The sequence below is a fragment of the Massilibacillus massiliensis genome, from assembly GCF_900086705.1.
GTDB classification, from domain to species: Bacteria; Bacillota; Negativicutes; order FLKF01; family FLKF01; genus Massilibacillus; species Massilibacillus massiliensis.
On record NZ_LT575483.1, the window covers coordinates 3,328,377 to 3,354,786 of the forward strand.

General features: G+C 38.7%; 20 protein-coding genes, 1 tRNA gene, 3 rRNA genes and 2 other annotated features. Of the genes, 21 read left to right on the forward strand and 3 right to left on the reverse strand.

The genetic code is table 11. The annotated features are described in order from the left end of the window. The first annotated feature begins 96 nt into the window (after positions 1-96). Positions 97-194: a sequence feature (16S ribosomal RNA rRNA prediction is too short), on the forward strand. A gap of 62 nt (positions 195-256) precedes the next feature. Then, positions 257-389: a sequence feature (16S ribosomal RNA rRNA prediction is too short), on the forward strand. A gap of 166 nt (positions 390-555) precedes the next feature. The 4 genes from BN6559_RS15850 (at position 556) to rrf (BN6559_RS15865) (ending at position 4,687) form a co-directional block, all read left to right on the forward strand. Continuing rightward, positions 556-631 (forward strand) — tRNA-Ala (locus tag BN6559_RS15850). A 671-nt stretch (positions 632-1,302) separates the two neighbouring features. Continuing rightward, positions 1,303-4,237: ribosomal RNA gene (locus BN6559_RS15855) — 23S ribosomal RNA — on the forward strand. A 212-nt stretch (positions 4,238-4,449) separates the two neighbouring features. After that, a 5S ribosomal RNA gene (rrf, locus tag BN6559_RS15860) occupies positions 4,450-4,566 on the forward strand. Between the two features lie 4 nt (positions 4,567-4,570). Further along, positions 4,571-4,687: ribosomal RNA gene (rrf, locus tag BN6559_RS15865) — 5S ribosomal RNA — on the forward strand. Between the two features lie 242 nt (positions 4,688-4,929). On the opposite strand, the gene BN6559_RS15870 is transcribed toward rrf (BN6559_RS15865), so the two are convergent. Continuing rightward, entirely contained in the window at positions 4,930-6,687 is a 1,758-nt protein-coding gene (locus tag BN6559_RS15870; protein WP_199884070.1) for a GGDEF domain-containing protein, read from the reverse strand. A 174-nt stretch (positions 6,688-6,861) separates the two neighbouring features. Here BN6559_RS15870 and BN6559_RS15875 point away from each other — a divergent pair, with 174 nt between their 5' ends. After that, positions 6,862-7,251 carry a cytidine deaminase gene (locus tag BN6559_RS15875; RefSeq protein WP_110955640.1) on the forward strand — a complete coding sequence of 130 codons (390 nt, stop codon included), beginning with the start codon at positions 6,862-6,864 and terminating at the stop codon, positions 7,249-7,251. 105 nt (positions 7,252-7,356) lie between these two features. Beyond that, complete coding sequence (locus BN6559_RS15880; RefSeq protein WP_110955641.1) at positions 7,357-7,938, forward strand: beta-class carbonic anhydrase; 582 nt, start codon at positions 7,357-7,359, stop codon at positions 7,936-7,938. Between the two features lie 66 nt (positions 7,939-8,004). Here the strand turns inward: BN6559_RS15880 and speD are convergent, their stop codons facing one another. Continuing rightward, positions 8,005-8,460, reverse strand: coding sequence for an adenosylmethionine decarboxylase (gene speD, locus BN6559_RS15885; RefSeq protein ID WP_110955642.1), 456 nt, complete (start codon positions 8,458-8,460; stop codon positions 8,005-8,007). A 266-nt stretch (positions 8,461-8,726) separates the two neighbouring features. Here speD and BN6559_RS15890 point away from each other — a divergent pair, with 266 nt between their 5' ends. The 12 genes from BN6559_RS15890 to radA all read left to right on the forward strand — a co-directional run bounded on the left by BN6559_RS15890 (position 8,727) and on the right by radA (position 22,290). After that, positions 8,727-9,665 carry a nitronate monooxygenase gene (locus tag BN6559_RS15890; RefSeq protein WP_110955643.1) on the forward strand — a complete coding sequence of 313 codons (939 nt, stop codon included), beginning with the start codon at positions 8,727-8,729 and terminating at the stop codon, positions 9,663-9,665. 255 nt (positions 9,666-9,920) lie between these two features. After that, a complete protein-coding gene (locus tag BN6559_RS15895; protein WP_110955644.1) occupies positions 9,921-11,975 on the forward strand; it encodes a BglG family transcription antiterminator in 2,055 nt (684 codons plus the stop codon). Positions 11,976-11,991: 16 nt separating this feature from the next. After that, complete coding sequence (locus BN6559_RS15900) at positions 11,992-12,441, forward strand: PTS sugar transporter subunit IIA (RefSeq protein ID WP_110955645.1); 450 nt, start codon at positions 11,992-11,994, stop codon at positions 12,439-12,441. Between the two features lie 27 nt (positions 12,442-12,468). After that, the gene (locus tag BN6559_RS15905) at positions 12,469-12,738 is read left to right on the forward strand and encodes a PTS sugar transporter subunit IIB (protein ID WP_110955646.1); all 270 of its coding nucleotides are present in this window, start codon (positions 12,469-12,471) and stop codon (positions 12,736-12,738) included. Between the two features lie 25 nt (positions 12,739-12,763). Further along, positions 12,764-14,038 carry a PTS ascorbate transporter subunit IIC gene (locus BN6559_RS15910; RefSeq protein ID WP_110955647.1) on the forward strand — a complete coding sequence of 425 codons (1,275 nt, stop codon included), beginning with the start codon at positions 12,764-12,766 and terminating at the stop codon, positions 14,036-14,038. 124 nt (positions 14,039-14,162) lie between these two features. After that, positions 14,163-14,825: a deoxyribose-phosphate aldolase gene (deoC, locus tag BN6559_RS15915; RefSeq protein ID WP_110955648.1), complete on the forward strand. Its 663-nt coding sequence runs from the start codon at positions 14,163-14,165 to the stop codon at positions 14,823-14,825. 185 nt (positions 14,826-15,010) lie between these two features. Continuing rightward, positions 15,011-15,919 (forward strand): metal ABC transporter substrate-binding protein, encoded by a 909-nt coding sequence (locus tag BN6559_RS15920; RefSeq protein WP_199884071.1) that lies wholly within the window; start codon positions 15,011-15,013, stop codon positions 15,917-15,919. A gap of 172 nt (positions 15,920-16,091) precedes the next feature. Beyond that, positions 16,092-16,538: a CtsR family transcriptional regulator gene (locus BN6559_RS15925; RefSeq protein ID WP_110955649.1), complete on the forward strand. Its 447-nt coding sequence runs from the start codon at positions 16,092-16,094 to the stop codon at positions 16,536-16,538. A gap of 13 nt (positions 16,539-16,551) precedes the next feature. Next, positions 16,552-17,070 carry a UvrB/UvrC motif-containing protein gene (locus BN6559_RS15930; protein WP_110955650.1) on the forward strand — a complete coding sequence of 173 codons (519 nt, stop codon included), beginning with the start codon at positions 16,552-16,554 and terminating at the stop codon, positions 17,068-17,070. A 13-nt stretch (positions 17,071-17,083) separates the two neighbouring features. Further along, positions 17,084-18,175, forward strand: a complete 1,092-nt coding sequence (locus BN6559_RS15935; RefSeq protein WP_110955651.1) for a protein arginine kinase — start codon at positions 17,084-17,086, stop codon at positions 18,173-18,175. Then, positions 18,172-20,640 (forward strand): ATP-dependent Clp protease ATP-binding subunit, encoded by a 2,469-nt coding sequence (locus tag BN6559_RS15940; protein WP_110955652.1) that lies wholly within the window; start codon positions 18,172-18,174, stop codon positions 20,638-20,640. Before BN6559_RS15935 ends, BN6559_RS15940 begins: the two co-directional genes overlap by 4 nt. 285 nt (positions 20,641-20,925) lie before the next feature. Beyond that, complete coding sequence (radA, locus tag BN6559_RS15945) at positions 20,926-22,290, forward strand: DNA repair protein RadA (RefSeq protein ID WP_110955653.1); 1,365 nt, start codon at positions 20,926-20,928, stop codon at positions 22,288-22,290. Between the two features lie 35 nt (positions 22,291-22,325). On the opposite strand, the gene BN6559_RS15950 is transcribed toward radA, so the two are convergent. Next, positions 22,326-22,637 carry a stage II sporulation protein P gene (locus BN6559_RS15950; RefSeq protein ID WP_110955654.1) on the reverse strand — a complete coding sequence of 104 codons (312 nt, stop codon included), beginning with the start codon at positions 22,635-22,637 and terminating at the stop codon, positions 22,326-22,328. 158 nt (positions 22,638-22,795) lie between these two features. Between BN6559_RS15950 and dcuC the strand changes: the two genes are divergently transcribed. The 3 genes from dcuC to BN6559_RS15965 all read left to right on the forward strand — a co-directional run bounded on the left by dcuC (position 22,796) and on the right by BN6559_RS15965 (position 26,188). Then, a complete protein-coding gene (dcuC, locus tag BN6559_RS15955; protein ID WP_110955655.1) occupies positions 22,796-24,160 on the forward strand; it encodes a C4-dicarboxylate transporter DcuC in 1,365 nt (454 codons plus the stop codon). A gap of 326 nt (positions 24,161-24,486) precedes the next feature. Continuing rightward, positions 24,487-24,981 carry a CarD family transcriptional regulator gene (locus BN6559_RS15960; RefSeq protein ID WP_110955656.1) on the forward strand — a complete coding sequence of 165 codons (495 nt, stop codon included), beginning with the start codon at positions 24,487-24,489 and terminating at the stop codon, positions 24,979-24,981. Between the two features lie 79 nt (positions 24,982-25,060). Next, the gene (locus BN6559_RS15965; RefSeq protein WP_110955657.1) at positions 25,061-26,188 is read left to right on the forward strand and encodes a PIN/TRAM domain-containing protein; all 1,128 of its coding nucleotides are present in this window, start codon (positions 25,061-25,063) and stop codon (positions 26,186-26,188) included. Positions 26,189-26,410 lie beyond the last annotated feature (222 nt).

The window sequence follows — 26,410 nt, forward strand, 5'->3', positions numbered from 1 at the left end:
GGGAACTCATGGGAGACTGCCGCGGAGAACGCGGAGGAAGGCGGGGATGACGTCAAGTCATCATGCCCCTTATGTCCTGGGCTACACACGTACTACAATGGGCTTAAATAGAGGGAAGCAATACCGCGAGGTGGAGCCAAACCCACAAACAAGCTCTCAGTTCGGATTGTAGGCTGCAACTCGCCTACATGAAGTCGGAATCGCTAGTAATCGCAGGTCAGCATACTGCGGTGAATACGTTCCCGGGCCTTGTACACACCGCCCGTCACACCACGAAAGTCAGTCACACCCAAAGCCGGTGGGGTAACCGTAAGGAGCCAGCCGTCTAAGGTGGGGCCGATGATTGGGGTGAAGTCGTAACAAGGTAGCCGTATCGGAAGGTGCGGCTGGATCACCTCCTTTCTAAGGAGACAAGAAAGTTTAAATGCACTTTCGTAATCCAAGGTCGACACATTTGGCACTACATTGTCTAGTTTTGAGAGAATACGAAAGTGTTGTCTCTGTCGAATACTTTGATGTTCGACATCAGCAACCGAGAGGTTGCATTAATTTTATGGGGGCGTAGCTCAGCTGGGAGAGCACCTGCCTTGCAAGCAGGGGGTCAGCGGTTCGATCCCGCTCGTCTCCACCATAAAATATCTTAAACAGATAATTATGAAAAGCGGAGCTTTTTAGTCTCTGCGGATGTTCTTTGAAAACTACACAGAAGAAAATAAAATGTATGAAAACCTCTCTATATTTTAGAGAGTGAATTAACGAGCATTTTAGGATTCAAATTAAAATTAAGCATTTAAGTATAAACTTAATGGCTAAATTGATTTTAAGTACAAACTAGAACAGACTAGAAATGTACAGATGCAAGGCGCACCACAGGGAAAAGCGCGAGTCGTAATGGAAATTACGTCGAGTGATTTTACCGAGGAGCAACGAAGCAGATGTGCGTTTATAGACGTGTTCGGAGAGTACCATAAGTCAAGCTACTAAGGGCATACGGCGGATGCCTAGGCGCCAAGAGCCGAAGAAGGACGCGATAAGCTGCGAAAAGTCATGGGGAGCCGCAAGTAGGCATTGATCCATGAATATCCGAATGGGGGAACCCAGCAGTCGTAATGGACTGTTACCCATGCCTGAGAGCATGAGGAGGTAGACCCGGGGNGAAGAAACTAGGATTGGCTAGAAATAGTAAGATGCAAGGCGCACCGCAAGGAAAGAGACGAGTCGTAATGATAATTACGTCGAGTTGATTGACTGAGGTAGAGCGAAGCAGATTGCTGTTTATAGACATATCCGGTGGATTCCATAAGTCAAGCTACTAAGGGCATACGGCGGATACCTAGGCGCCAAGAGCCGAAGAAGGACGCGATAAGCTGCGAAAAGTCATGGGGAGCCGCAAGTAGGCATTGATCCATGAATATCCGAATGGGGGAACCCAGCAGTCGTAATGGACTGTTACCCATACCTGAGAGCATGAGGAGGTAGACCCGGGGAACTGAAACATCTAAGTACCCGGAGGAAAAGTAATCAATTGAGATTCCCTAAGTAGCGGCGAGCGAACGGGGAAGAGCCCAAACCAGCCAACTTCGGTTGACTGGGGTTGAGGACTGACACAAATCAGAAATGGCTTAGCTGAACGATCTGGGAAGATCGAGCGTAGAAGGTAAAACTCCTGTAAGCAAAAAGCTGCATCTGAGGGTCAGGATCCAGAGTACCACGAGACACGAGGAACCTTGTGGGAAGCAGGGGGGACCACCCTCCAAGGCAAAATACTCCTTGGCGACCGATAGCGCATAGTACCGTGAGGGAAAGGTGAAAAGAACCCCGGGAGGGGAGTGAAATAGAACCTGAAACCGTATGTCTACAAGCAGTTGAAGACCCTTATGTGGTCAACAGCGTGCCTATTGAAGAATGAACCGGCGAGTTACAGTATATAGCGAGGTTAAGTAGAAGATACGGAGCCGAAGCGAAAGCGAGTCTTAATAGGGCGAGAGTTATATATTGTAGACCCGAAACCGCAGTGATCTATCCATGACCAGGTTGAAGCGCAGGTAAAATTGCGTGGAGGACCGAACCCGTGAACGTTGAAAAGTTTTGGGATGAGTTGTGGATAGGGGTGAAATGCCAATCGAACGCGGAGATAGCTGGTTCTCCCCGAAATAGCTTTAGGGCTAGCCTCAAGTGATAAGTATAGACGGTAGAGCTCTGATCGGGCTAGGGGGCGTAAAGCTTACCGAACCCAGTCAAACTGCGAATGGCTATACTGATAGCTTGGGAGTCAGACTGCGAATGATAAGATCCGTAGTCAAGAGGGAAACAGCCCAGAACGCCGACTAAGGTCCCCAATGCTGTGCTAAGTGGCAAAGGATGTAAAACTTCACAAACAACCAGGATGTTGGCTCAGAAGCAGCCACCATTTAAAGAGTGCGTAATAGCTCACTGGTCGAGAGGTTTTGCGCCGAAGATGTCCGGGGCTAAAGCACAGAACCGAAGTCGCGTCAAGATATTGAAAAATATATCTTGGGTAGGGGAGCGTTCTATACACGAAGAAGGTATACCGTGAGGAGTGCTGGAGAGTATAGAAGTGAGAATGCCGGTATGAGTAGCGAAAAGAACAGTGAGAATCTGTTCCACCGAAAGCCTAAGGTTTCCTGAGCAACGATCGTCGACTCAGGGTAAGTCGGGACCTAAGCCGAGGCAAAGAGCGTAGGCGATGGACAACTGGCAAAAATTCCAGTACCACCAATAATTGTTTGAGTGATGGAGTGACACAGAAGGAAGTTCGAGCATACTGATGGAATAGTATGTCTAAGCTTGTAGGGTGAGAGACAGGTAAATCCGTCTCTTGAATACCTGAGGAGTGATGGGTATCTAAGGCCTTGGCCGAAGAGAAATCGAATGGACCACGCTGTCAAGAAAAGCTTCTAGCGAGATTAGAGGTGCCCGTACCGCAAACCGACACAGGTAGGCGGGGAGAGAATCCTAAGGTGCGCGGGAAAACCCTCGTTAAGGAACTCGGCAAAATGCATCCGTAACTTCGGGAAAAGGATGGCCATTGGTTGTGAGCTCTCAAGCAGAGCAAAGCGACTGAAGGCGACAGAAGAGAGGCCCAAGCGACTGTTTACCACAAACACAGGTGCCTGCTAAAGAGAAATCTGACGTATAGGTGCTGACACCTGCCCGGTGCTGGAAGGTTAAGAGGAGCGTTTAGAGTTAAATCGAAGATGTGAATTGAAGCCCCAGTAAACGGCGGCCGTAACTATAACGGTCCTAAGGTAGCGAAATTCCTTGTCGGGTAAGTTCCGACCCGCACGAAAGGTGTAACGACTTGGGCACTGTCTCAACGAGGGACCCGGTGAAATTGAAATACCTGTGAAGATGCAGGTTACCCGCGACTGGACAGAAAGACCCCATGGAGCTTTACTGCAACCTGACATTGAATTTTGGTAAATGATGTACAGGATAGGTGGGAGACTGAGAATATAGAACGCAAGTTTTGTAGGAGTCATTGTTGGGATACCACCCTTCATTTACTGGAATTCTAACTGTAAGAGTAACGAAATTCAAGACAGTGTCAGGCGGGCAGTTTGACTGGGGCGGTCGCCTCCGAAAGAGTAACGGAGGCGCCCAAAGGTTCCCTCAGCGCGGACAGAAATCGCGCGAAGAGTGCAAAGGCAGAAGGGAGCTTGACTGCGAGACGGACAGGTCGAGCAGGGACGAAAGTCGGGCTTAGTGATCCGGTGGTACCGAGTGGAAGGGCCATCGCTCAACGGATAAAAGCTACCCTGGGGATAACAGGCTAATCTCTCCCAAGAGTCCATATCGACGGGGAGGTTTGGCACCTCGATGTCGGCTCATCACATCCTGGGGCTGAAGTAGGTCCCAAGGGTTGGGCTGTTCGCCCATTAAAGTGGTACGTGAGCTGGGTTCAGAACGTCGTGAGACAGTTCGGTCCCTATCCATCGCGGGCGTAAGAAACTTGAAGGGAGCTGCTCCTAGTACGAGAGGACCGGAGTGGACGAACCAATGGTGTACCAATTATTCCGCCAGGAGTACAGTTGGGTAGCTACGTTCGGAAAGGATAAACGCTGAAAGCATCTAAGCGTGAAACCAGCCTTAAGATGAGGTTTCTCATAGAGTAATCTAGTAAGACCCCTTGAAGAAGACAAGGTTGATAGGCCAGGAGTGTAAGTACAGTAATGTGTTCAGCTGACTGGTACTAATAGGTCGAGGGCTTGACTTAAAGTAGAGAACAGGAACTTGAGAAAGTTCCTAGTGAATCACTTTAGTTCGAGCGAAGTGAGAAGATACCAAAGCCGTGGCTTAGTCGAATAAGACGAAGTCAGAGGCCGTGGTAGATGAATTTTGACGAATAGAGTGAAGAAGAAACTAAAATGCAAGAATTCATACAAAAATAAAACTTCTGTATAGTTTTCAGAGAATAACTCTGAAGAATCTGGTGACGACAGCTATAAGGATCCACCTGTTCCCATACCGAACACAGTAGTTAAGCCTATAAACGCCGAAAGTACTTGGGTGGAAACGCCCTGGGAGGATAGGTAGTTGCCAGTTTATATCCAGTGATGATGCCTAAGTGGATCCACCTGTTCCCATACCGAACACAGTAGTTAAGCACTTAGAGGCCAAGGATACTTGGGTGGAAACGCCCTGGGAAAGTCGGTAATTGCTGGTTAAGTAAGATAAAAAAGACTCGACATTAGTCGGGTCTTTTTTGCGTGTAGAATAAACCATGGACAGATAGGCAGCGGGTCGGTGAGAAGCACTCATCTGCGTCGTTACAGTAAGGTGCTGCTCGCCCTAGTACAGAAGTACGACTCCTTCACAACTCCTTACTGTGCCTAGCATCTGAGCACTTCTCACCAACCGGCAACCTATCTTCGTACTAGCTTATAAGTGATATGAATTGCGTTTATTTTAGTTGTAATTTTTTATAACAAAATTATTTTGCCAGGTTTTTTTACAAATTTTTTTAATTTCGGCTGCTTTGGCAGCTAATTTTTTGCTGGTAATATTTTTTTCATTTACGACTACTACTGCTAATGAAATCGTCATTAATGGAAAATTTTCGATTTTATCTGAACGATTTTTGGCAGTTACGTAGCCTTGGTGTTGATGTTCTTCGGAGTAAAAAGTTTTTGATTCTTTTGCAAATTCGTCAATGATATTTTGGCAGAGGGCTTCCGTACTTATGGTTGGCGAGAATATAATGAAATCGTCTCCACCAATGTGTCCAAGAAAATATTCGTGCGAACTGCCTTTCAAACATCGTGAAAGTAGGTTTGCTGTACTTGCCAGCACAGTATCACCGGCATCAAATCCATAAACGTCATTGTAGATTTTGAAGTTATCTAAATCTATATAAATCGCACTGAAAGGAATGAGAGAATTAATATAGCGATTTGATTCCCAATCAATGATCTGATTGCCTGGTAATCCTGTTAATGGATTTGCATGTTTTGCGCGATTTAGTTCGATTTTGGTTGTGAGTTCTAGTAATGCTTTAATTGTTGTTATTCCGAAATATTCATTGTTTTTGGTGATGATGATTGAATCATAAATATGATCAGAGTTTCGTGCCATCGCTGCTTTGGTAGCTTGCTCTACGGGGGTCGTGTAATCCAAAATCAAAGGATTGGTATTAATTAATAATTTTACGGGGCGATTGCTATAGATAGACATGCCATAATTGGTTGCTAAATTACTGAGAAAAAATTCTCTGCTGATAATTCCTATAGGACGGTTTTCATCTACGATGATGATATCCATATGATCATGTTTATTATGTAAGTAAGCTAAAATTTCTTTCCCTAATGTTGAAGATGTAAAATAGACTTGTCTTGTTGCTATTTCACTGATTGGTGTACTTAATCGAGTATTGATTGCATATTCTTCTTTTTTTAGGTAAGCTTTTTTTATAAAATCTTTTAAAGGGTCTTCTATTTTAGTAAACTTTGCTTTAGGCCTACTTAGATAGAACCCTTGTCCATATTGTACGCCTAATTGAATTAAAGTGAGTAGTTCATCTTCCGTTTCAATACCTTCAGCAATGATCGTCATATTCGTTGCATGAGAAAGATCAACTAAAGCTTTGACAATCGCCTGCTTAATTTTATCGAGGTGAATGCTTTGTATGAGTTCTATATCAATTTTTATGAAGTGAGGTGATGTTTTTGCTAATAAAGTTAAGCCAGAGTATCCTGAACCGACATCATCCAATGCAATACGATAACCTTGTTTACGATAATGATCTAAGATGGCACAGAAATTTGTATAATCATCAATGGCTGTTTTTTCAGTAATTTCAAAGATGATATTATCACTGTTTAATTGATGCTTTTCTAAAAGTTTTTTTGTTGTTCCTTGATGGAAGTGTTTATCATAAAGTATTTTTGGATCAACATTTAGAAATAGTAATTGGTTTTTAAGAATTTTTTTAGCGGTGGTAATTGCGGTTTTACGGCACAGATAATCTAATTTCCACGACTTGTTATTTTCTGCGGCAGTTTTAAATAATTTTTCTGGATTGGCTAGAATACTATCAGCAGGTCCGCGACTAAGTGCTTCATAGCCAAGAATAGCTCCATCTCTTAGGCTGACGATAGGTTGAAATACTGAAGTAATCAATTGATTGGCAATGATTTTATCAAGTTCTTTTAAATAGTTAGAAGACAAATCATTTAGCTCCTTGTCATTTATATTGATATAATAACTATAGCAACGCATCTTCATTTTGGCGTTAATTTCAGGTTAAGTTTTTGTAAAAATGCAAGAATATCTGATCAAATTATGAAAAAACTAATTTATGGGGATATAATTTATAAAAAGTAATGAAAAGAGTGATGTGACATGCATGATATAGAAAGTTTAATTCGGGCTGCAAAAGAAGCACGAGAAAAAGCGTATAGTCCATATTCGAAATTTAAAGTTGGCGCGGCAGTGATAACACCTAGTGGAAAAATTTATAGCGGCTGCAATATTGAAAATGCCTCTTATAGTTTGACGAATTGTGCAGAAAGGACAGCTATATATAAGGCAATTTCAGAGGGGGAACATTCCTTTGTAGCGTTGGCTGTTGTTGCTGATACGGATGGCCCGATAGCACCATGTGGTGCGTGTAGACAGGTGATTGCAGAGTTTGGAATCGAAAAGATTATTTTGGGAAATATCAAAGGCCATACGCAAATATTATCGTTAGAAGAATTATTGCCCTATGCTTTTTCAAAACATGATTTTTAATCATAATGACTAAATGATAGAGCTTATTTCTAAGAAAATTTATTGTTAAAAATTTAAAATAAATGTATAATAAAGTGAATTTTAATGGAAGTATTGCTTTAGGGGATGATTAAGACGGCGTTGTTAGAAGAAGTTATAATAGCAAATCAACATTTTGTAACGCACTTGCCGGATAGTTATTATGCTACGAATCTTACGAATGGCAAGTTACCAAATCGGCACTTAGCCTTGGTTACTTGTATGGACACGAGATTGGTTGATTTTTTAGAACCAGCACTTGGCATTCGTAGTGGAGAAGCAAAAATTATTAAAAATGCTGGAAACTGTATTACGGGACCGTTTGATTCAACAATTCGTAGTCTGGTTGTAGGTATTTTTGAATTGGGCGTAAAAGAAATTATGGTAGTTGGGCATCATGATTGTGGTGTTGCGCATGCAACTTCACAAGATTTGATGGAGCGTATGATTCAGCGTGGAATTTCATCTGCTGCGATTAAAATGGTGCAGCATGAGCTGGAAGATTGGGTAGATGAGTTTCATCATCCAATTCAAAATGTAATGCATGCTGTAGAAAAAATTCGATCAAATCCGTTGATTCCTGCAGATGTGCCAATTCATGGACTTATCTTTAATCCTAAAACAGGTAAGGTAGATCGTGTAGTCAATGGTTATGAAGCACTGGAGTAAATGTGAAAATAAAAACCCGAGCAGAGAAATCTAGACTCAGATATCTGCTCGGGTTCTTTATTGTAATTATCGTGGTTTACGTGACAAGAGTTTAATGACTCTAGCACCCGTATTACGAATACGTCGTAATGGTGCTACGCTGACTTTTATTTTTGGTTTCATATCTTTTACAGCACCGAAGTCGCCGCGTTTTAGATAGGTTGTTTTTGTTTTCTCTGGTTTTAAGATGGCTTTAATTGCTGCAACAGTTCTTTCTGGTCTGCTGCTTTCACTGCAGGTAAAGATATCTATTGCAGTGTAGCCCAAATCAGGATACGTATGGATACTAATATGACCTTCATGGAGTAATACCAATGCGGTTAGTTGATCTCCCTCAAGGATTTGTATATTTGCATCTAATAATATCATATTTGATTCAGCAATGGCTTGTTTTATCGTTTCTTTCAATGCTTCAAGATTATTTAAGTTTTTAGATTTACATCCATACATATCGATTGTCAAGTGTCTAGCAAGGATCTTCATTTCATATCGCCCCTTTTAAATTAAGTACTGATCTTGAGGCGTAACAATATTCCTCAAAAATAGATTAAGCTAACAATTAAAATATGAGTTCGGTATAAATTTAGATAGTATCATACAATCTATTATTATAATTTGTTAAGCGACGAAAGTAAAGTAATTTATAGTGTATTCATTTTATTGAAAAAAGATGACTAGAATGTAGTGAATATATCTAGTAATTTATGTTAAAATAAAAAGGATCTTAATTTGCAAAGGAGATTACATGCATGAAAAATATAACGAATTTACTTCATATTAAATATCCGATTATTCAGGGTGGTATGGCATGGATATCGGAGGCCCATCTTGCCGCTGCTGTGTCCAACGCTGGTGGTGCCGGTATTATCTCAGCTGGTGGGCGTGAAGCCAGTTTTGTAAGAGAACAGATTCAATTAGCAAAAACTTTAACAGATAAGCCATTTGGGGTTAATGTACAATTGATGGCACCTAATAAAGAAGAAATCGTTGATGTAATTTGTGAAGAAAAAGTTGCCTTTACAACACTTGGCGCAGGCAATCCTATTCCGTTTTTTGAAAAATTAAAATCTGCAGGAATTAAAATTATTCCGGTTGTTCCGAATGTAAAACTTGCAAAACGCGTTGAAAGCGCTGGAGCAGATGCAATTATTGTTGAAGGTATGGAAGCCGGCGGACATATAGGTGTAATAACAACAATGCCACTTATGACGCAGGTAATTCCGGAAGTGAATATTCCTGTTGTTGTTGCTGGGGGGATTGCAGACGGCCGTGGGCTTGCCGCAGCATTGCTTATGGGGGCTGCCGGTGTTCAAATGGGGACGCGTTTCTTAATTGCTGAAGAATGTAAAGTACATAAGAATGTAAAAGACAAACTGATTGAAGCGCTTGATACGGATTCTATTGTTACTGGACAGTCAATGGGTCATGGTGTTCGTGGCTTAAAGAATAAATTTTCTTTGAATTTTGTGGCATTAGAAAGAAAAGGAACGTCAGAGGAAGAATTGATGAAATTGGCTACTGGAACGAATCGTCTTTCTGCAATTGACGGTGATGTAGAAAATGGGATGGTGCTCGCCGGACAAAGTTTATTACCATTGAAAGAGATTGAGCCGGCAAAAGTTATTATAGAAAGAATCATACGCGAAGCAAAAGAGGCTTTGGTAAGAGCGGAAAGCATAAAATTGTAAATTGATTAATTTGCATGTAGTACGCAGTTGGAGAAATTTTGATTGATAAAATTTTAACGAAGGTTTCAGATGAAGCGAAAGTTTCAACTGAGACCTTCGTTTTTTTCAGGCAGTCATAAGGCTGCAATTATAAGCGTGATATTGTCACAAGATTGCAAGAATAATGTGACAATGATTACGCTTGTTTCTAGTTAGACAAATTATTACAATGTAAGCATACAGAATGTTCTGTTTAAGGGGTTGGTTCATATTATTATGAATGCGAGAAGACAAGAATTATTGAAACTCTTAGAAACAAGTTTTTCTGGAGCTGCACTGACTGTTGAAAAAATAGCCCAAGTGCTTGGGGTAAGCAATAGAACGGTTCGCTATGATTTAGATGCCATTGGTGGAGAATTGCGAAAAAAAGGACAAGTACTTTGTAAAAAAGCGCAGAAGGGTATTTGGATAGAATCGATGTTTGAAAAGCAAGCAACAGAGCAAACTGCTTGTTGGTCTGAATATTACGAATATGTATTAAGCAAGGAGGAACGCTGTAATGCAATTATCGTGAATATTTTAAATGATGATACGTATATTTCTACAGAACAACTTGCAGGGAAGCTATCGATCAGTAGAAGTACCTTGCTGACAGATTTAAAAAGTGTAAAAAAGCTGTTGGAGCAATACAAATTAAATCTTTGTACTAAACGGGGTTTGGGTTTGTGGGTGGAAGGCACTGAAGAAGCGAGTCGTAATATATTAATTCACATTTTTTCCGGGTGTCTGCATGATTTTGGGGCTACGAAAGTCTGCAGTGATGACTCTTCTTACGAAATCATTTTATTTAGAGAATATGCTAAGGAATTGCCAGTTAAAGAAATTGCTAAATTTTTTATTGGGTTAGTCAATGAATATAAATTACCTTGCTATGATTTTTCAATCAATCACATGGTATTGGCACTTATTGTGCAATTAAAAAGATTAAATATGAATAAAAAAATTTTGCAATTGGAAAATCAACAATCCGATCATTATCAATGGGATTTGCTTGCACATCTATCAAAGAAAATGGTCGAAGCGTTTGCAAGCTACAATCAAAGCTTTCGTGATCACTTGGAAGGCATGTTTATTACAAGAAAACTGCTGAGTAGTAAAATTTATATCTTTTCTGATGAAAAAAATATGACATTGGAACATCCTTCGGTAAATTTATTAGCACTTAGTATTGCCAAAACTTTTGTAGAGCATTGTCAGGTATGGCTGGGTGATATTTATTTAGATGATGAAGAGTTGATGTATAATTTGGCACTTCATTTGCAACCGGCGGTGGAAAGAGCTAAATATGGTATGGAGCTTATTAATCCTTTATTACCTCAGATAAGAGAACAATATGGTAACTTATTTATGATTGCGTTGAGAGCCGTCGGAGAGATTGAGCAAAGTCTGGGGATTAAGATGTCAGATGATGAAATAGGCTATTTGACGATCCACTTAGGAGGTGCAATTGAACGTAAAAAAATCCGTACATCGAAAAGCTTACAAGTATTGCTGGTTTGTGGCAATGGGGTTGGAACAGCTAATTTACTGGCGATTACATTGAAGAATAAAATGTCGTATCTTAATATCAAAAAAATAATATCTGTTTACGAGATTAAAGAGGAAGAATTAGATGACATTGATATTGTGATTAGTACGATTGCACTTAAATTAGATCATGTAGCGGTTTTACATGTTTCTCCAATTTTATCTGATGCCGAAATTACGGTCATTGAAAATCAAATTCAATATTTTTATGATAAAAAATTTGCAAAAGTAGAAAAAGTAAATACCCCAAAAAATAGTACATTATCCTTAAAGGAGGTATTATTGCCGGAAACAATTGCACTTGATGTAGAGGCAGATAATTGGGAAGAGGCAATCAAATCGGCAGGTAATTTACTGGTGGATACAAAGGCAGTAGAGAAAAAATATGTTGATAGTATGATTCAATGTGTAAAAGACATGGGCGTTTATATTGTGATAGGACCAGGGCTGGCAATGCCGCATGCAAGATGTGAAGATGGTGTCAATAAAATATGCCTAAGTATGGTGCGTTTGGTTAATCCGGTGAAGTTTGGCAGTCCCGTCAATGACCCTGTTAATTTGGTATTTGCTTTTGGTGCAGTAGATTCTAAATCGCATTTAAGAGTGCTTTATGAATTGTGGCAGATTTTCAATGATCCTGCAGCAATGGAAGTTTTACGTACATGCAAAAATAAAGTTGAGGTACTATCCTTAATTAAGAATTTTGAATCGAAGGAAGAGAATGCGGAGTTTAAATCTTTATAAAATGGGGTAATAAATCATGTTAACTGATTTTTTAACAGCTGATTGTATTCGGTTAAATGTTATCTGTGAGAATTGGAAAGAAGCTGTAAAAGCTGGGACTGATCTGTTGCTAGAAAAAAATTGTATAGAGCCGAGTTATTTAGCGGCAATTATTCATCATCATGAAGCATTTGGACCCTATATGGTAGTTGCGCCGGGGATCGTTTTAGCACATGCCAGACCAGAAGATGGCGCGAAGAAAGTATCCATTAGTTTGGTAACATTAAAAACACCAATGGTGTTTGGTAATGAGATAAATGATCCAGTTAAATTAGTTTTTACGTTTGCAACAACAGATCAGAAAGTACATTTAGCTTTATTGGCAAATCTGATGGAACTATTATCAAATGAAAATGATATTCAAACGATCATGTCTGCGCGTCAAGTTAGTTCAGTGATCGATATCATCAAGCAGTATTCCAATTGATTTATATAAAAAATAGGAGGAAGTATTATGAAAATTTTAGTATGTTGTGGGCATGGTCTTGGCAGTAGCTTTATGATTGAAATGAACATTAAAAAAGTATTAACTGAGTTAGGCGTAGAGGCTACGGTGGAGCATAGTGATTTATCATCGGCATCGGGGATTAAAGCAGATATTTATGTTGGTACACGCGATATTGCAACGCAATTAACTTCATTAGGGGGAAAAGTAGTATCTTTAAACAATATGATTGATAAAAAAGAATTAAAAGAAAAAATGGAGGCTGCCTTGGTAGATTAAAAAATGCAAGAGAGGATGAAGAAAAATGTTAAAGTTTATACTTGATATTCTTAGTGTTCCAGCAATTTTAGTTGGTTTAATTTCGATGATTGGTCTCATTGCGTTAAAGAAAAATAGTGCAGATATTATTAAAGGAACAATTAAAACGATTTTAGGTTTCTTGATTCTTGGGGGCGGTGCTGGAATTGTCGTTGGTGCGTTATCCAATTTTGGGATAATGTTTGAGCAAGGCTTTAATATTAATGGTGTCGTACCGCATAATGAAGCCATTGTTGCGATGGCGTTGAAAACTTATGGCACGCAAACTGCTTTAATTATGGCCTTTGGTATGGTTGTAAATATTTTAATTGCGCGCTTTACTCCATTAAAGTACATTTTTTTAACAGGACATCATACTTTGTATATGGCTTGTATGATTGCATCTATCTTAGTTATTGGTGGCATGCAGGGAATTTCACTTATTATCGTTGGTTCAATGATTCTCGGATTTATTATGGCGTTATTTCCTGCAATTGCACAACCGACGATGCGTAAGATTACGGGAACTGACGATGTAGCATTTGGTCATTTTAGTACAATTGGTTATGTATTTTCCGCTTGGATTGGTTCATTGGTAGGCAATAAAGAAAAAACGACAGAAGATATTAATTTCCCGCAGGGGTTAAGTTTTTTAAGAGATTCTTCGTTAGCCGTTTCCCTCGTCATGATGGTACTTTATTTCATTGTTGCTATCGCATCCGGTCCTGCGTATGTAGAGAAAGAATTGAGTGGCGGTCAAAATTTTATTGTGTTTTCAATGATTCAGGCAATTACTTTTGCCGGTGGCGTGTATATCATTCTCGCAGGTGTTAGATTGGTACTTGCTGAAATTGTTCCAGCCTTTAGCGGAATTGCGACTAAGTTAGTGCCGGATGCAAAGCCAGCCATTGATTGTCCGGTTGTTTATCCTTATGCACCAAATGCAGTTTTAATTGGCTTCTTATCTAGTTTTGTCGGTGGTGTAGTGGGGATGATTGCCTTGCTTATGCTGGATAAATCTTTTCCCGGGTTGCCAATTATTTTACCCGGGGTAGTACCGCATTTCTTCTGCGGAGCAACTGCCGGAGTATTTGGTAATGCAACAGGTGGCTTAAGAGGTTCTATTGCTGGTGCTTTTGCACAAGGATTACTGATTACTTTCTTACCGGTCTTACTAATGCCAGTATTAGGCGATCTTGGTTTTGCAAATACGACCTTTAGTGATGCAGACTTTGGGGTCGTTGGTATTTTATTAGGGAATATACTACAATTATTTAAATAGAGTAATTGTATCAGTATAGCTCATTTGGCCATATTTTGTTTACCGGGTTGAAAGACAGGAAAAATTATTGTTGTTGAAGAACATACTTTATATAAAAATAAATAAGAAAAGGTGATTAGGTTATATGGAGTATGCAAAATTAATTGATCATACCTTATTAAAGACAGAAGCAACTGAAGCGGATATTGCTAAGCTTGTGGAAGAAGCCAGAAAATATGAATTTGCCTCTGTTTGTATCAGTCCTATTTGGGTAGCGTATGCAGCGAAAGCATTAAAAGATACAAGTGTAAATGTTTGTACAGTGATCGGGTTTCCTCAAGGTGCAACGCCGACGACTATTAAAGTTTTTGAAACGAAGACTGCAATTGAGGACGGGGCATCTGAGGTAGATATGGTCATTGCCGTAGGCAAATTAAAAAGCGGCGATTCTATGTATGTCAAGCAGGATATTGCAGCGGTGGTTAAAGAGTCAAGAGGCAAGGCGAAGGTAAAGGTCATCATCGAGGCTTGTTTGTTGACCAACGAGGAAAAAGCGCTTGCTTGTCAGCTTGCCTTGGAGGCAGGTGCTGATTTCGTGAAAACTTCTACCGGTTTTTCAACAGGCGGTGCGGTGAAAGATGATGTGCGTCTTATGCGTCGAGTGGTTGGTGATAAAATTGGTGTAAAAGCGGCCGGTGGTATTCGCTCAGAAGAGGATGTTAAACTTATGTTGGAGGCAGGAGCGAACCGTATTGGAACAAGCAATGGGGTAAATATCGTGCAGAAGAGTCTTGTAGCCGGAAAGTAAAAATGATTTTTTGACAGACGATACAAAAAGTTAGAATAGTAATTTTTTGTATCGTCTGTTTTATTTTTAGAAAACGAAAAAATAATGCGTTTCCCCTTGAATTTGGAAAAATAATAGTGTATTATACTAAATAGTAATGTTATTAATTAAGATATTACGTATTTGAAAACTTGGGGGAAGATAAAATGCGATTGAGATGGATTCAAATTATGGCCGCAATTATGGTCAGTGCGTTGGTTTTGGTTGGATGTGGGATGAATAATACAAGTGAAAAAACAAGTAAGGATAAACAAAAATTCAACATTGTTACATCTTTTTATCCGATGTACATAGCAACAATCAATGTAACAAAAGGTGTGGAAGGGGTCGAAGTCAAGAATATGACGAAACCTCAAACTGGGTGTTTACATGATTATCAATTAACACCGGAAGATTTAAAGACATTAGAGAATGCAAATGCTTTTGTTGTAAATGGTGCAGGGATGGAAGCATTTTTAGATAAAGTAGTTAAACAGCAAGCCGATTTAAAAATTGTTGATGCAAGTAAAGGCATTACTCTTTTAAAAGAAGGCGATGAGGAGAATCCACATGTGTGGGTTAGTGTGAGCGATGCAATTCAACAAGTGAATCAGATTGCAGATCAGTTAGCAGCAATTGATCAGGTACATGCGGCGCAGTATAAACAAAATGCCGCGGAATATGTTAAAAAATTAGAAGCATTAAAAACGCAGATGCATAAACAAATTGATTCGCTGCCAAATAAGAATATCGTTACATTCCATGAGGCTTTCCCTTATTTCGCTAAAGAATTTAATTTAAATATTGTGTCTGTTATCGAGCGTGAACCGGGAACGGAGCCTTCGCCAAAAGAATTGGAAGAAACGATTGCAAAGATCAAAGAGTTAAATATAAAAGCTCTGTTTGCTGAACCACAATATCCGGCTGGTGCAGCTGAAACAATCTCAAAAGAAACGGGTGCAAAGGTCTATACATTAGATCCAGTGGTAACGGGAGAAGCAACACCGGATTCTTATGATGCTTATATCCAAACGATGAAGAAAAATGCGGAAGTTTTAGAAACCGCCTTAAAATAATATAAAGTTGTAGTTTTATTTCATAAAAGGTATATGAATTGAGATGATTTGAAAAAATAGGGCAGATAGCCCTATTTTTTTTTCAATTGATATTGCAAAAAGTCAAAAAGTCAAATATAATAACAATTAAAGGAAAAGTCAAAAAATCAAAATCATTTAGTAGGTGGTAGAATTGAGTAATATAGCGGATTTAATAGAAGAATATATTCTACGGCGGTTATCGAGAGAGCAAGATAGTAAAGTAGAATTACGAAGGACTGAAATTGCAGATGAAATAGACTGTGCCCCTTCGCAGATCAGCTATGTATTGAATACAAGATTTACGATAGCAAAAGGATTCACGGTTGAATCCAGACGAGGTCTAGGGGGATTTATTCGTATCACCCGAGTGCCGTTGCAAAATATAATATATCAAGATATATTGAATAAAATAAATGAAGAGACTTCGCTAGAAGATATCAAAGTGATTGTTAGATATTTGGTACAGCATGGTTTTATTGCAAATCGTGAGGCTGCGATATTGTTTCAAGTTGTACCTTTTATTTTTGCAAAAATGGAGGAAAAAGAAAGAATCGATTTTCTGCATACTATTTTTTTGACTTTGGCCAATTTTTCTTAAGGGGGAATAGAAATTGTTATGTGATGATTGCAAAAAAAATCAAGCCTGTGTTCATCTTACGCAAATTACGCACACGCAAAAAATAGATAAACATTTATGCGAGGAGTGTGCCAAAAAATATGGAGAGCTGATTTTTAACATAGATCAAAAATTTTCAGTCAATGATTTTTTAGCTGGAATGTTTAATAATGGTTTGGTAGAAGTAGATAATTCTCAAATGAAAGAGATGACTTGTCCGAATTGTGGAATGACATATAGTGATTTCAGTCGCACCGGCAAAATTGGCTGCAGTATTTGTTATGCAACATTTGCTAAAAAGCTAGAGCCATTGCTTCGTCGGATTCATGGAGCAAGCAGCCATATAGGTAAATTTCCTAAACGTTCAGGCGGAAAGCTTGGCTTAAAACAAAGAATTAAGCAAATGCGTAATACATTAACAACGCATGTTGCCAATGAAGAATATGAGCAAGCTGCAAAGCTGCGGGATACAATTAAAGAACTTGAGAAAGAACTTCATGAGGATGTCGAATAGGGGGTTTAGAGATATGTCACAGGAAGAATTATTCGTGAAACCGCTTACGTTGTGGATGGATGGAAGTGGTACAGATAGTGATATTGTACTGTCTAGTCGTGTTCGTTTGGCGAGAAATATAGCGGGGATTCCTTTCCCAAATAGAGCAAATTTAGCACAGTTAGCAAAAGTCGAAACTTCTGTTCAAGATGTGATTGAGGAGTTAGAAGAATCGACGGGAAAATCATATAAAAGTATTTCGATTGATAAATTGAGTACATTGGAACGCAATGTCTTAATTGAAAAACACATGATTAGCAATAATCATATTATAAATCCTGAAAATCGTTTAGTGCTTGTTAGTGCAGATGATAGGATTAGTATTATGGTCAATGAAGAAGATCATTTGCGTATTCAATGCATGGTGTCAGGACTCGATTTAGGAAAAACACTTGAAATGGCAAATAAAATTGACGATACAGTGGAATCGAAGCTTGATATAGCTTTTACAGAAGATATGGGATATTTAACATCGTGTCCGACAAATTTAGGTACAGGTCTTCGGGCTTCTGTGATGGTACATTTACCGGGACTGGTTTTTACACGGCAAATTAATAAGATTATGAATGCTTCTACTCAATTAGGATTAGCTGTTCGAGGCTTGTATGGTGAAGGTAGTGAAGTGATTGGAAATATTTTTCAAATATCAAATCAGTTAACTTTAGGATTTAGTGAACAGGAAATTGTAGATAATCTAACGAGTGCTGTTTTAGAGATTATGACCCATGAAAAAGCGGCACGAAAAGCCTTATATGCACAGGCACCTGATGTTGTGAGTGATAAAGTTTGGCGATCTTACGGGGTTTTAAAATATGCGAGAACGATTTCAGGTAACGAGGCGCTCGCATTGCTGAGTGAAGTACGAATGGGGATTGATTTGAATATTATTCATAATGTTCCTCCAAGTATATTTAATGAATTATTGGTTTCAAGTCGGAGTAATTACTTGCAAAATTTAAAGAATAATGGGAATTTATCACCGGGTGAGATTGATAAACAAAGAGCGGAAATGATTCGGAAAGTGTTAACAGCTGATACGATAAATAAAGGAGTTGATTCACTATGAATAGTAGATTTACTGCCAGAGCAATCAAAGTGTTGGAATTGGCGCAGTATGAAGCAAAAGAGCTAGGACATAATTATGTTGGAACAGAACATTTATTATTAGGGTTAATCCGTGAAGGAGAAGGCGTTGCTGCAAAAGCTTTATTATCTTTAGAAATTGATTTAGATCTTGTGCGTAAGCAAGTAGAAGCGATGATTGGCCAAGGCGATGGCAGTAATGAGGAGTTCACTTATACACCTAGGGCAAAACGTGTTATGGAATTGGCTGTTGCTGAATCGCAGGATCTTGGACATAATTATATTGGAACCGAGCATATTTTATTGGGGTTAATTCACGAAGATGAAGGTGTTGCAGCAAAAGTGCTGTCAGCTTTAGGTGCAGAGGTTGAAAGCGTTCGTGAAGTTGTAATTGATATGTTAGGTGGACAGTCCGCACAGAATGGAAGTGGAAATAGTGAAGGCAAGGTTGCATCGAAAAAAGCAATGCATACGCCAACGCTAAATGAGTATGGCCGCAATTTAAATGATCTGGCATCCGCCGGTAAAATTGATCCGGTCATTGGCCGAGACATGGAAATTGAACGCGTGATTCAGATTTTAAGTCGTCGTACGAAAAACAATCCAATTTTAATTGGTGAGCCCGGCGTTGGGAAAACAGCCGTAGCTGAGGGGCTTGCTCAGCGCATTGTGCAAGGAACTGTTCCGGAGGTTTTGAGTAATAAACGTGTGGTTTCGCTTAATATGGCTTCTGTGGTGGCGGGAGCAAAGTATCGTGGTGAATTTGAAGAACGGTTGCGGAAAATCATTGGTGAGATTGAAAAAGATGGGAATGTAATCTTATTCATTGATGAAATGCATACTTTGATTGGTGCGGGCGCAGCTGAAGGGGCGATTGATGCAGCGAATATTTTAAAACCGGCGCTGGCACGCGGTGAATTGCAAACCATTGGTGCGACTACACTCAACGAGTATAAAAAATATATTGAAAAGGATTCCGCGTTGGAACGTCGTTTTCAGCCGATTACAATTGGAGAACCGTCGGTTGAAGATGCAATTGCAATTTTGCTTGGCATTCGAGATAAGTATGAAGCGTTTCATCGGGCGCAAATTACGGATGAAGCGATTTGTGCGGCAGTGAAATTATCACATCGGTATATTGCAGATCGTTTTTTGCCGGATAAAGCGATCGATTTAATGGATGAAGCGGCGTCGCGTGTACGATTGAAATCTGTTTCGCAGCCGGATAGCATAAAATCTTTGGAGAAAGAATTAGAAAAATTAAAAACAGAAAAAGAAGCGGCTATTACTGCACAAGAATATGAACGCGCTGCGAAAATTCGTGATGAAGAAACTCGAATGAAAGAAAGTTTGGAAACTAAGCAAAAAGAATGGAGTGATCGTGAAAATACACGCATAATCGTAACGCCAGATGATATTGCGCAAGTTGTAGCGACATGGACAGGAATCCCCGTGAAAAAATTAGCGGCGGAAGAATCAGAACGTCTATTACAGATGGAATCCATCTTAGAAAAAAGAGTCGTTGGGCAAAACGAGGCTGTAAAAGCAGTATCGAAAGCAATACGAAGAGCAAGAGCAGGTCTAAAAGATGCAAAACGTCCGATTGGTTCTTTCTTATTCTTAGGGCCTACGGGTGTGGGAAAAACTGAGTTGGCACGCGCTTTGGCAGAAAGTTTATTTGGCGATGAAAATGCAATGCTGCGATTTGATATGTCTGAATATATGGAGAAACATACTGTATCACGATTGGTTGGCGCCCCTCCAGGGTATGTCGGTTTTGAAGAGGGTGGACAATTAACGGACGCAGTGCGTCGTAAACCGTATTCTGTTATTTTGTTAGATGAAATTGAAAAGGCGCATCACGATGTATTCAATATTTTATTGCAAGTGTTGGAGGATGGACGTTTGACGGATAGTCAAGGACGGACTGTAGATTTTAAAAATACTGTGATTATTATGACGTCTAATGTTGGGGCAAAACATTTAAAGAAAGAAAGTGCAGCAGTTGGCTTCTTAACTGGCAGTCAATCAGAGGTTTCAGTGGAAGCTGCAAAAGCAAAAGTTCTTGATGAAGTAAAACGATTGTTCAGACCAGAATTTATCAATCGTGTCGATGAAATGCTTGTATTTAATGCGTTAACCAAAACGGAACTTGTTAAAATTGTTGATATCATGCTGCAAGATGTGATGAAGCGTCTTCGTGAGATGGAAATTGGCATGAGCTTAACAGAAACGGCAAAAGAGAGAATTATTAAAGAAGGATCAGACTTCACGTATGGCGCTCGCCCGTTAAAACGTGCAATTCAAAAATTAGTGGAAGATGAAATCGCAGAACGTATTTTGACTGGAGAATTTAAAGCCGGCGATCATGTGAAAATTGATACTGTAGATGCTGCATTAACATTTGTAAAAGAAGATGCTGTAAAGACAGAATTGAAGAATTCATAGTGCATAGATACAATAAAACTTCAGCTTGTCATCACGATCAAGCTGAAGTTTTATTTTTCTTACGTTGTAGCTGAAGAAATGGTAAAATAGAAGAAATTATCTTATGAATTTTGGTAAAGGAAAAAATGAATGAATACCATTTTAAATTTTGTGATTGGGGTTGTTTGGCTAACAAAGGCTATTTTAAAAATATTCTTTCAAGCTATTTTATATGTACCTAAAAAGTTGTATGCACGGATGAAACGCGTGTAATTCATTTTTCTGTTAGCTTAAGGGGTGTGTTGTATGGCAAAACGTAAAACCGTATACATGTGTCAAGAATGTGGTTATGATGCGCCAAAATGGATGGGAAAATGCCCAGGTTGCGGGCAATGGAATACAATGGTAGAGGAAACGATAGTACCAGAGAAGAAAGGCGGACTTAGTCTAGGCATATCAAGTTCTGGAATACCAGAAGAAATTGCTGACATAACAGTGGAAGATATGCCAAGATTTCTTACTGGTTCAATTGAACTCGATCGTGTGCTGGGCGGCGGTGTAATTCCAGGATCTATGGTTTTAATCGTTGGAGATCCCGGTGTCGGCAAATCTAGTTTAACTTTGAAAGTTTGTGCAAATGTTGCGAAAGTGCAGGGCAAGGTGCTTTACGTTACCGGAGAAGAAAGCGCGAGGCAAGTAAGAATGCGTGCAGATCGCTTGCAGGCGATTGAAAGAGATTTACTGGTTCTTAGTGAAACCAATTTAGAATATATAGAGAAACATAGTATGGAAATCAAGCCAACATTACTGGTAATTGACTCAATACAAACCGTGTTTAAACCAGATGTGCAATCTGCACCGGGCAGTGTAAGTCAGGTAAGAGAATGTGCTGTGGATTTGCTTAGAATCGCGAAAAACAATGGAATTGCTATTTTTATTGTTGGTCATGTTACGAAAGATGGTACTTTGGCTGGACCGAGAGTTTTAGAGCATATCGTGGATACGGTTCTCTACTTTGAAGGCGAACGCAATGCACAATTTCGGATTCTTAGAGCAGTTAAGAATCGTTTCGGTAGTACAAATGAAATTGGTTTATTTGAAATGCGGGGCATTGGATTGATTGATGTTCCTGATGCATCTAAATTATTTTTATCCGATTCGCCAACTGAAGTTTCGGGAAGTGTAATTGTTCCAACAGTAGAAGGAACAAGACCGCTATTAGTTGAAGTGCAAGCATTGGTTGGACAAACTCCATATGTTCCGCCTAGACGAACTTCAGACTATGTAGATGTAAAACGGATTCAATTATTGCTTGCTGTACTAGAAAAACGTGTTGGGATGATGCTGGGAAGTTGTGATGTTTATGTGAAAGTAGCTGGTGGAATTAAAATTGACGAGCCGGCGATAGATTTAGGTTTGATCGTAGCATTGGCATCAAGCTATCGAAATTCTGCTATACTGGCAAAAACGGTTGTTTTTGGTGAAGTAGGTTTAGCCGGTGAAGTACGTGCTGTGACACAGGCTGAAAATAGAATTCGTGAGGCGGCAAAAATGGGGTTTACCAATATTATTTTGCCAAAGAAAAATTTAATGAACTTAACGATTGATTTGCCAGTTAAGTTGCATAGTGTAGAAAGTGTAAGTGAGGCGCTTGAAATAGCATTGAATTAAACTATACGGTTATAAATAGAGTGATAACCGCATAGTTAAGGTAATGTAATGTTTTTAATGAACTTGGCATATGCTTGGTTTTCTTCAATTTTTGTAACGCGATACAGTTTATTATCTTCTGTAATCAGTTCATCACCGACCGTTACCACTACAGGAATACGCATAAGCATAGTTTTGTCTTTTTCATCATTAATTTCATAGTAATCATATAATTTCTGTGTAGTTTTTAACTCTGGTGAAGGAACAATATATCTGTTTTTAATTGGAGCAGAAAACAAGAAATAATAAAGCAAAAATATGAAAAAAATACTGCATAAAAAAAAGAGGAAATATTTAGGCCTTAACATTGTTTAGCCTCCCAAAATAACTATTTTTAGATGAATCTAAAAATAGTTTTTCCTTAGAAGGGCAGAACTATGTAATTTTTAACTGGCAGAATCGTTTGCGTTTCTTTCAGTTTTGTGTGAATATAGTTTTATCATAAAATGGAAAGGAGCTGGTTTTTATTTTTAATATTATAGTTTCATTGCTTGTTACGATTTGGGTTGGTTATCTAATAACAAAAAAATATAAACCACAGCCAGTATTATTTTTTGCTGGCATGATCTTAATGCTGAGTGCAGTCGTATTTGGCTATGGACAAATTTTATCAGAAAAAGAGAGTACAGGATTCATATTTTTTGATATGTTTGAATTTATCAAAAATACGTTTAGTTCGAGGGCGGCTGCACTAGGGCTTAATATTATGGCTGTTGGCGGGTTTGCGCGTTATATGGAACATGTAGGCGCAAGTAAGGCACTGGTACATATTGCAATTCAGCCGCTTTCAAAGCTTCATGCACCTTACACGGTAATGTCCGTTTCTTGGGTGCTTGGTATGTGTTTGGGATTATTTATTAATAGTGCATCGGGCCTTGCAATGCTGTTGATGGTAACAATGTTTCCGATTCTTGTAAATTTAGGTGTAAGCAGAATCTCAGCTTGTGCAGTGATTGCGACTACACTTTGTATGGATTGGAGTCCAGCCGATCCGGGAAGCATTTTATCAGCAACCACGGCTGGGCTTGATATTGCAACGTATTGGACTCAATATCAAGTGCCTGTAACAATTGCCGTATTAATTGCGGGTTCGATTTCCCATTTTTTCACACAAAGATATTTTGATAGAAGAGAAAATCATATCGTAGAACGCAGTAATAAAGAAAAAATCACTACGGAAGTAGATTTACCTCCGCGATTGTATGCTTTATTACCGATGATTCCACTCGTTTTGATTTTGAGTTTTAGTGATCTATGGATATCTTGGATTAAGATGGATCTGATTAAGGCTATGTTTATCGGCTTATTTATTACAATGATTTGTGAATATATCAGATATAAAGATGCGAAAAAAGTATGTGCTGATATTCAAGTTTTTTTTGATGGATTGGGTATGCAGATGGCAAATGTGGTTACTTTAATTGTTGCAGGTGAAACATTTGCCAAAGGGCTCACAAGTATGGGGACCATTGATGCAATTATAAACAGTGCGCAAAATTCTGGATTCGGTGGGATCGGCATGGTTCTTGTCATGGTAGCTATCATTGGATTTAGTGCAATTATTATGGGGTCCGGTAATGCACCTTTCTTTGCTTTTGCATCGCTTACACCCGTAGTTGCGGCTAAAATGGGAATGGCGCCGGTACTTATGTTGATGCCAATGCATTTTGCAGCGAGTATAGCTAGGTGCATATCACCAATTACAGCTGTTATTGTAGTTACAGCAAGCCTTGGTAATATCTCTCCGTTTGATTTGATTAAAAGAACCGCAATTCCGATGATCATTGCAATGATTGTGATGGTTTTGACAAGTTTAATTTTATTTCACTGAGTATCTATCTTCACATTCGCTTACAAGTGGAACAAGTTTCAGACGGTAGACAAATACTATATTTATGTTGGTAAGTTAGAAAATACCGAAATTCGTTCCACTTATAAACTAGTACGAAGACAGGTTGACGGTTGGTGAAAAGTACTTTTCACCAACTCGCTGCTCATCTATCCATAGTTTGTCTACCCGCTGAAACATAACTCTTTTTGAGTTATGTTTATTTTTCTTAATTTATGATTGACAAGAGGTATAACACATGATAGAATTAAAAATTTGACAAATATATATATGTATGCTATAATCAATACGTATTAGGAGGTGCTGCTGTGCTTAGTATAGGTGATAAGGTTGTTTACCCGATGCATGGCGCCGGTATCATCGAAGGAATAGAAGAATGTGAAGTAATGGGAGAAACCAAATCTTATTATATTCTTCGAATGCCATTTGGTGGTATGAAAGTCATGATACCCTTGAATAATGTTGAAAATATTGGGTTGCGTGAAGTGATTACGCAGGCTGAAGTTGAAAAAGTAGTTGAAGTATTAAAAAGTGAACCTGAAATTGCAGCGGGGAGCTGGAATAGAAGATTTAATGCAAACTTGTTAAAGATTAAAAGTGGTAGTATCTATGATGTAGCTGAAATCGTAAGAAACTTAATTTTACAAGATCGTGCTAAAAAAATTTCTACAGGTGAAAGAAGGTTATTAGACACTGCAAAGCAAATATTAGTTAGTGAGCTGGTCTTAGCTTGCAATAAGGATGCCTCTTCTGTGGAAACATGGATGTATGAATTGCTTGATAAAAATACGCCAGGTAACTGACGTATTTTTTTATTGAGTTTTGGGCAAAATAGTGGTATCTTGATAAAAGACATTGTAATATTTGGAAGGAGGTGAAGGAGTGTTAGATAAAGTTTTGCGTTTTGTTATTACAATCTTGATGGCGATTCTTGGTTTAGTTCTGATGAGATTTGCAAATCCATTACTGACGCTTTTGATTAGTGCGGAAATTTTAAAAATGGGTATTTTTGGAATGACAATGACGAATTTATTGTCCGTTTTACTCGGTGGTGTCATCGGTGGTGGAATTGGTTTTTTCATTTCGCCCTATCTGATTAAAAATCTACTCAAATTATCATTGTGGGTAGAACAGCAGCTAAGTAAAATGCCAATTCATGATGTTATTGCAGGTGCTATTGGTTTGGCTATTGGACTTATAATTGCGAATTTATTAGGTTCAGCATTTTCTCCAATTCCGATTGTGGGTAGTTATATTCCGGTAATCCTAAGTATAATATTAGGGTATTTAGGAATTCATATTACCATACAAAAGCGGGATGAAATTGCTGGGCTATTTGAATTTTTACCAAAACTCGTTAGAGAAAAAACAAAAGATAAAGAACAGTCTGCGGAAGATAATTGTCAGTATAAACTTTTAGATACGAGTGTTATTATCGACGGACGTATTGCTGATATTTGTCAGAGTGGTTTTATCGAAGGTACACTTCTTATTCCGGTGTTTGTATTAGAAGAATTGCAGCATATTGCAGATTCTTCTGATTTATTAAAACGCAATCGCGGTAGACGTGGACTGGATGTTTTAAATCGAATTCAAAAAGAGTTTGGGATGTATGTTCAAATTGATAGTCGTGATTTTGACGATATTTCAGAAGTGGATTCTAAATTGGTAAAGTTAGGTCAATTAGTACATGGCAAGATTATTACCAATGATTATAATTTAAATAAAGTCGCAGAATTGCAGGGAGTTCCAGTTTTAAATATAAATGAATTATCAAATGCGGTAAAACCAGTTGTTATTCCTGGCGAAGATATGGTTGTTACTGTTGTAAAAGACGGTAAAGAATTCGCGCAAGGGGTAGCTTATCTTGACGATGGGACAATGATTGTCGTTGAGGGTGGTAAGAAGCATATGAATGAGACAATAGAAGTTGTTGTTACTTCGGTACTTCAAACTGCGGCTGGCAGAATGATCTTTGCCAAGCCTAAAGCAGCTGAAAAAGGTGCTTAATTTTCGTTAAAATTGAAATTGCTTTTGTAAGTTCTGCATTCTTTGAGGTGCAGAACTTTTTTGTATATCAAAATCCAGATTGTAGACAAACTGCGTATAGAAGGAATAGTTATTTTCTATTGTATCGACAGGCTGAACTTCTTTGGAAATAAAAAGTCATATGTAGTATTATTTTGTATGTTACTGAAAAATATAGTATGATAGTAGAAGTGTTTATTTAGA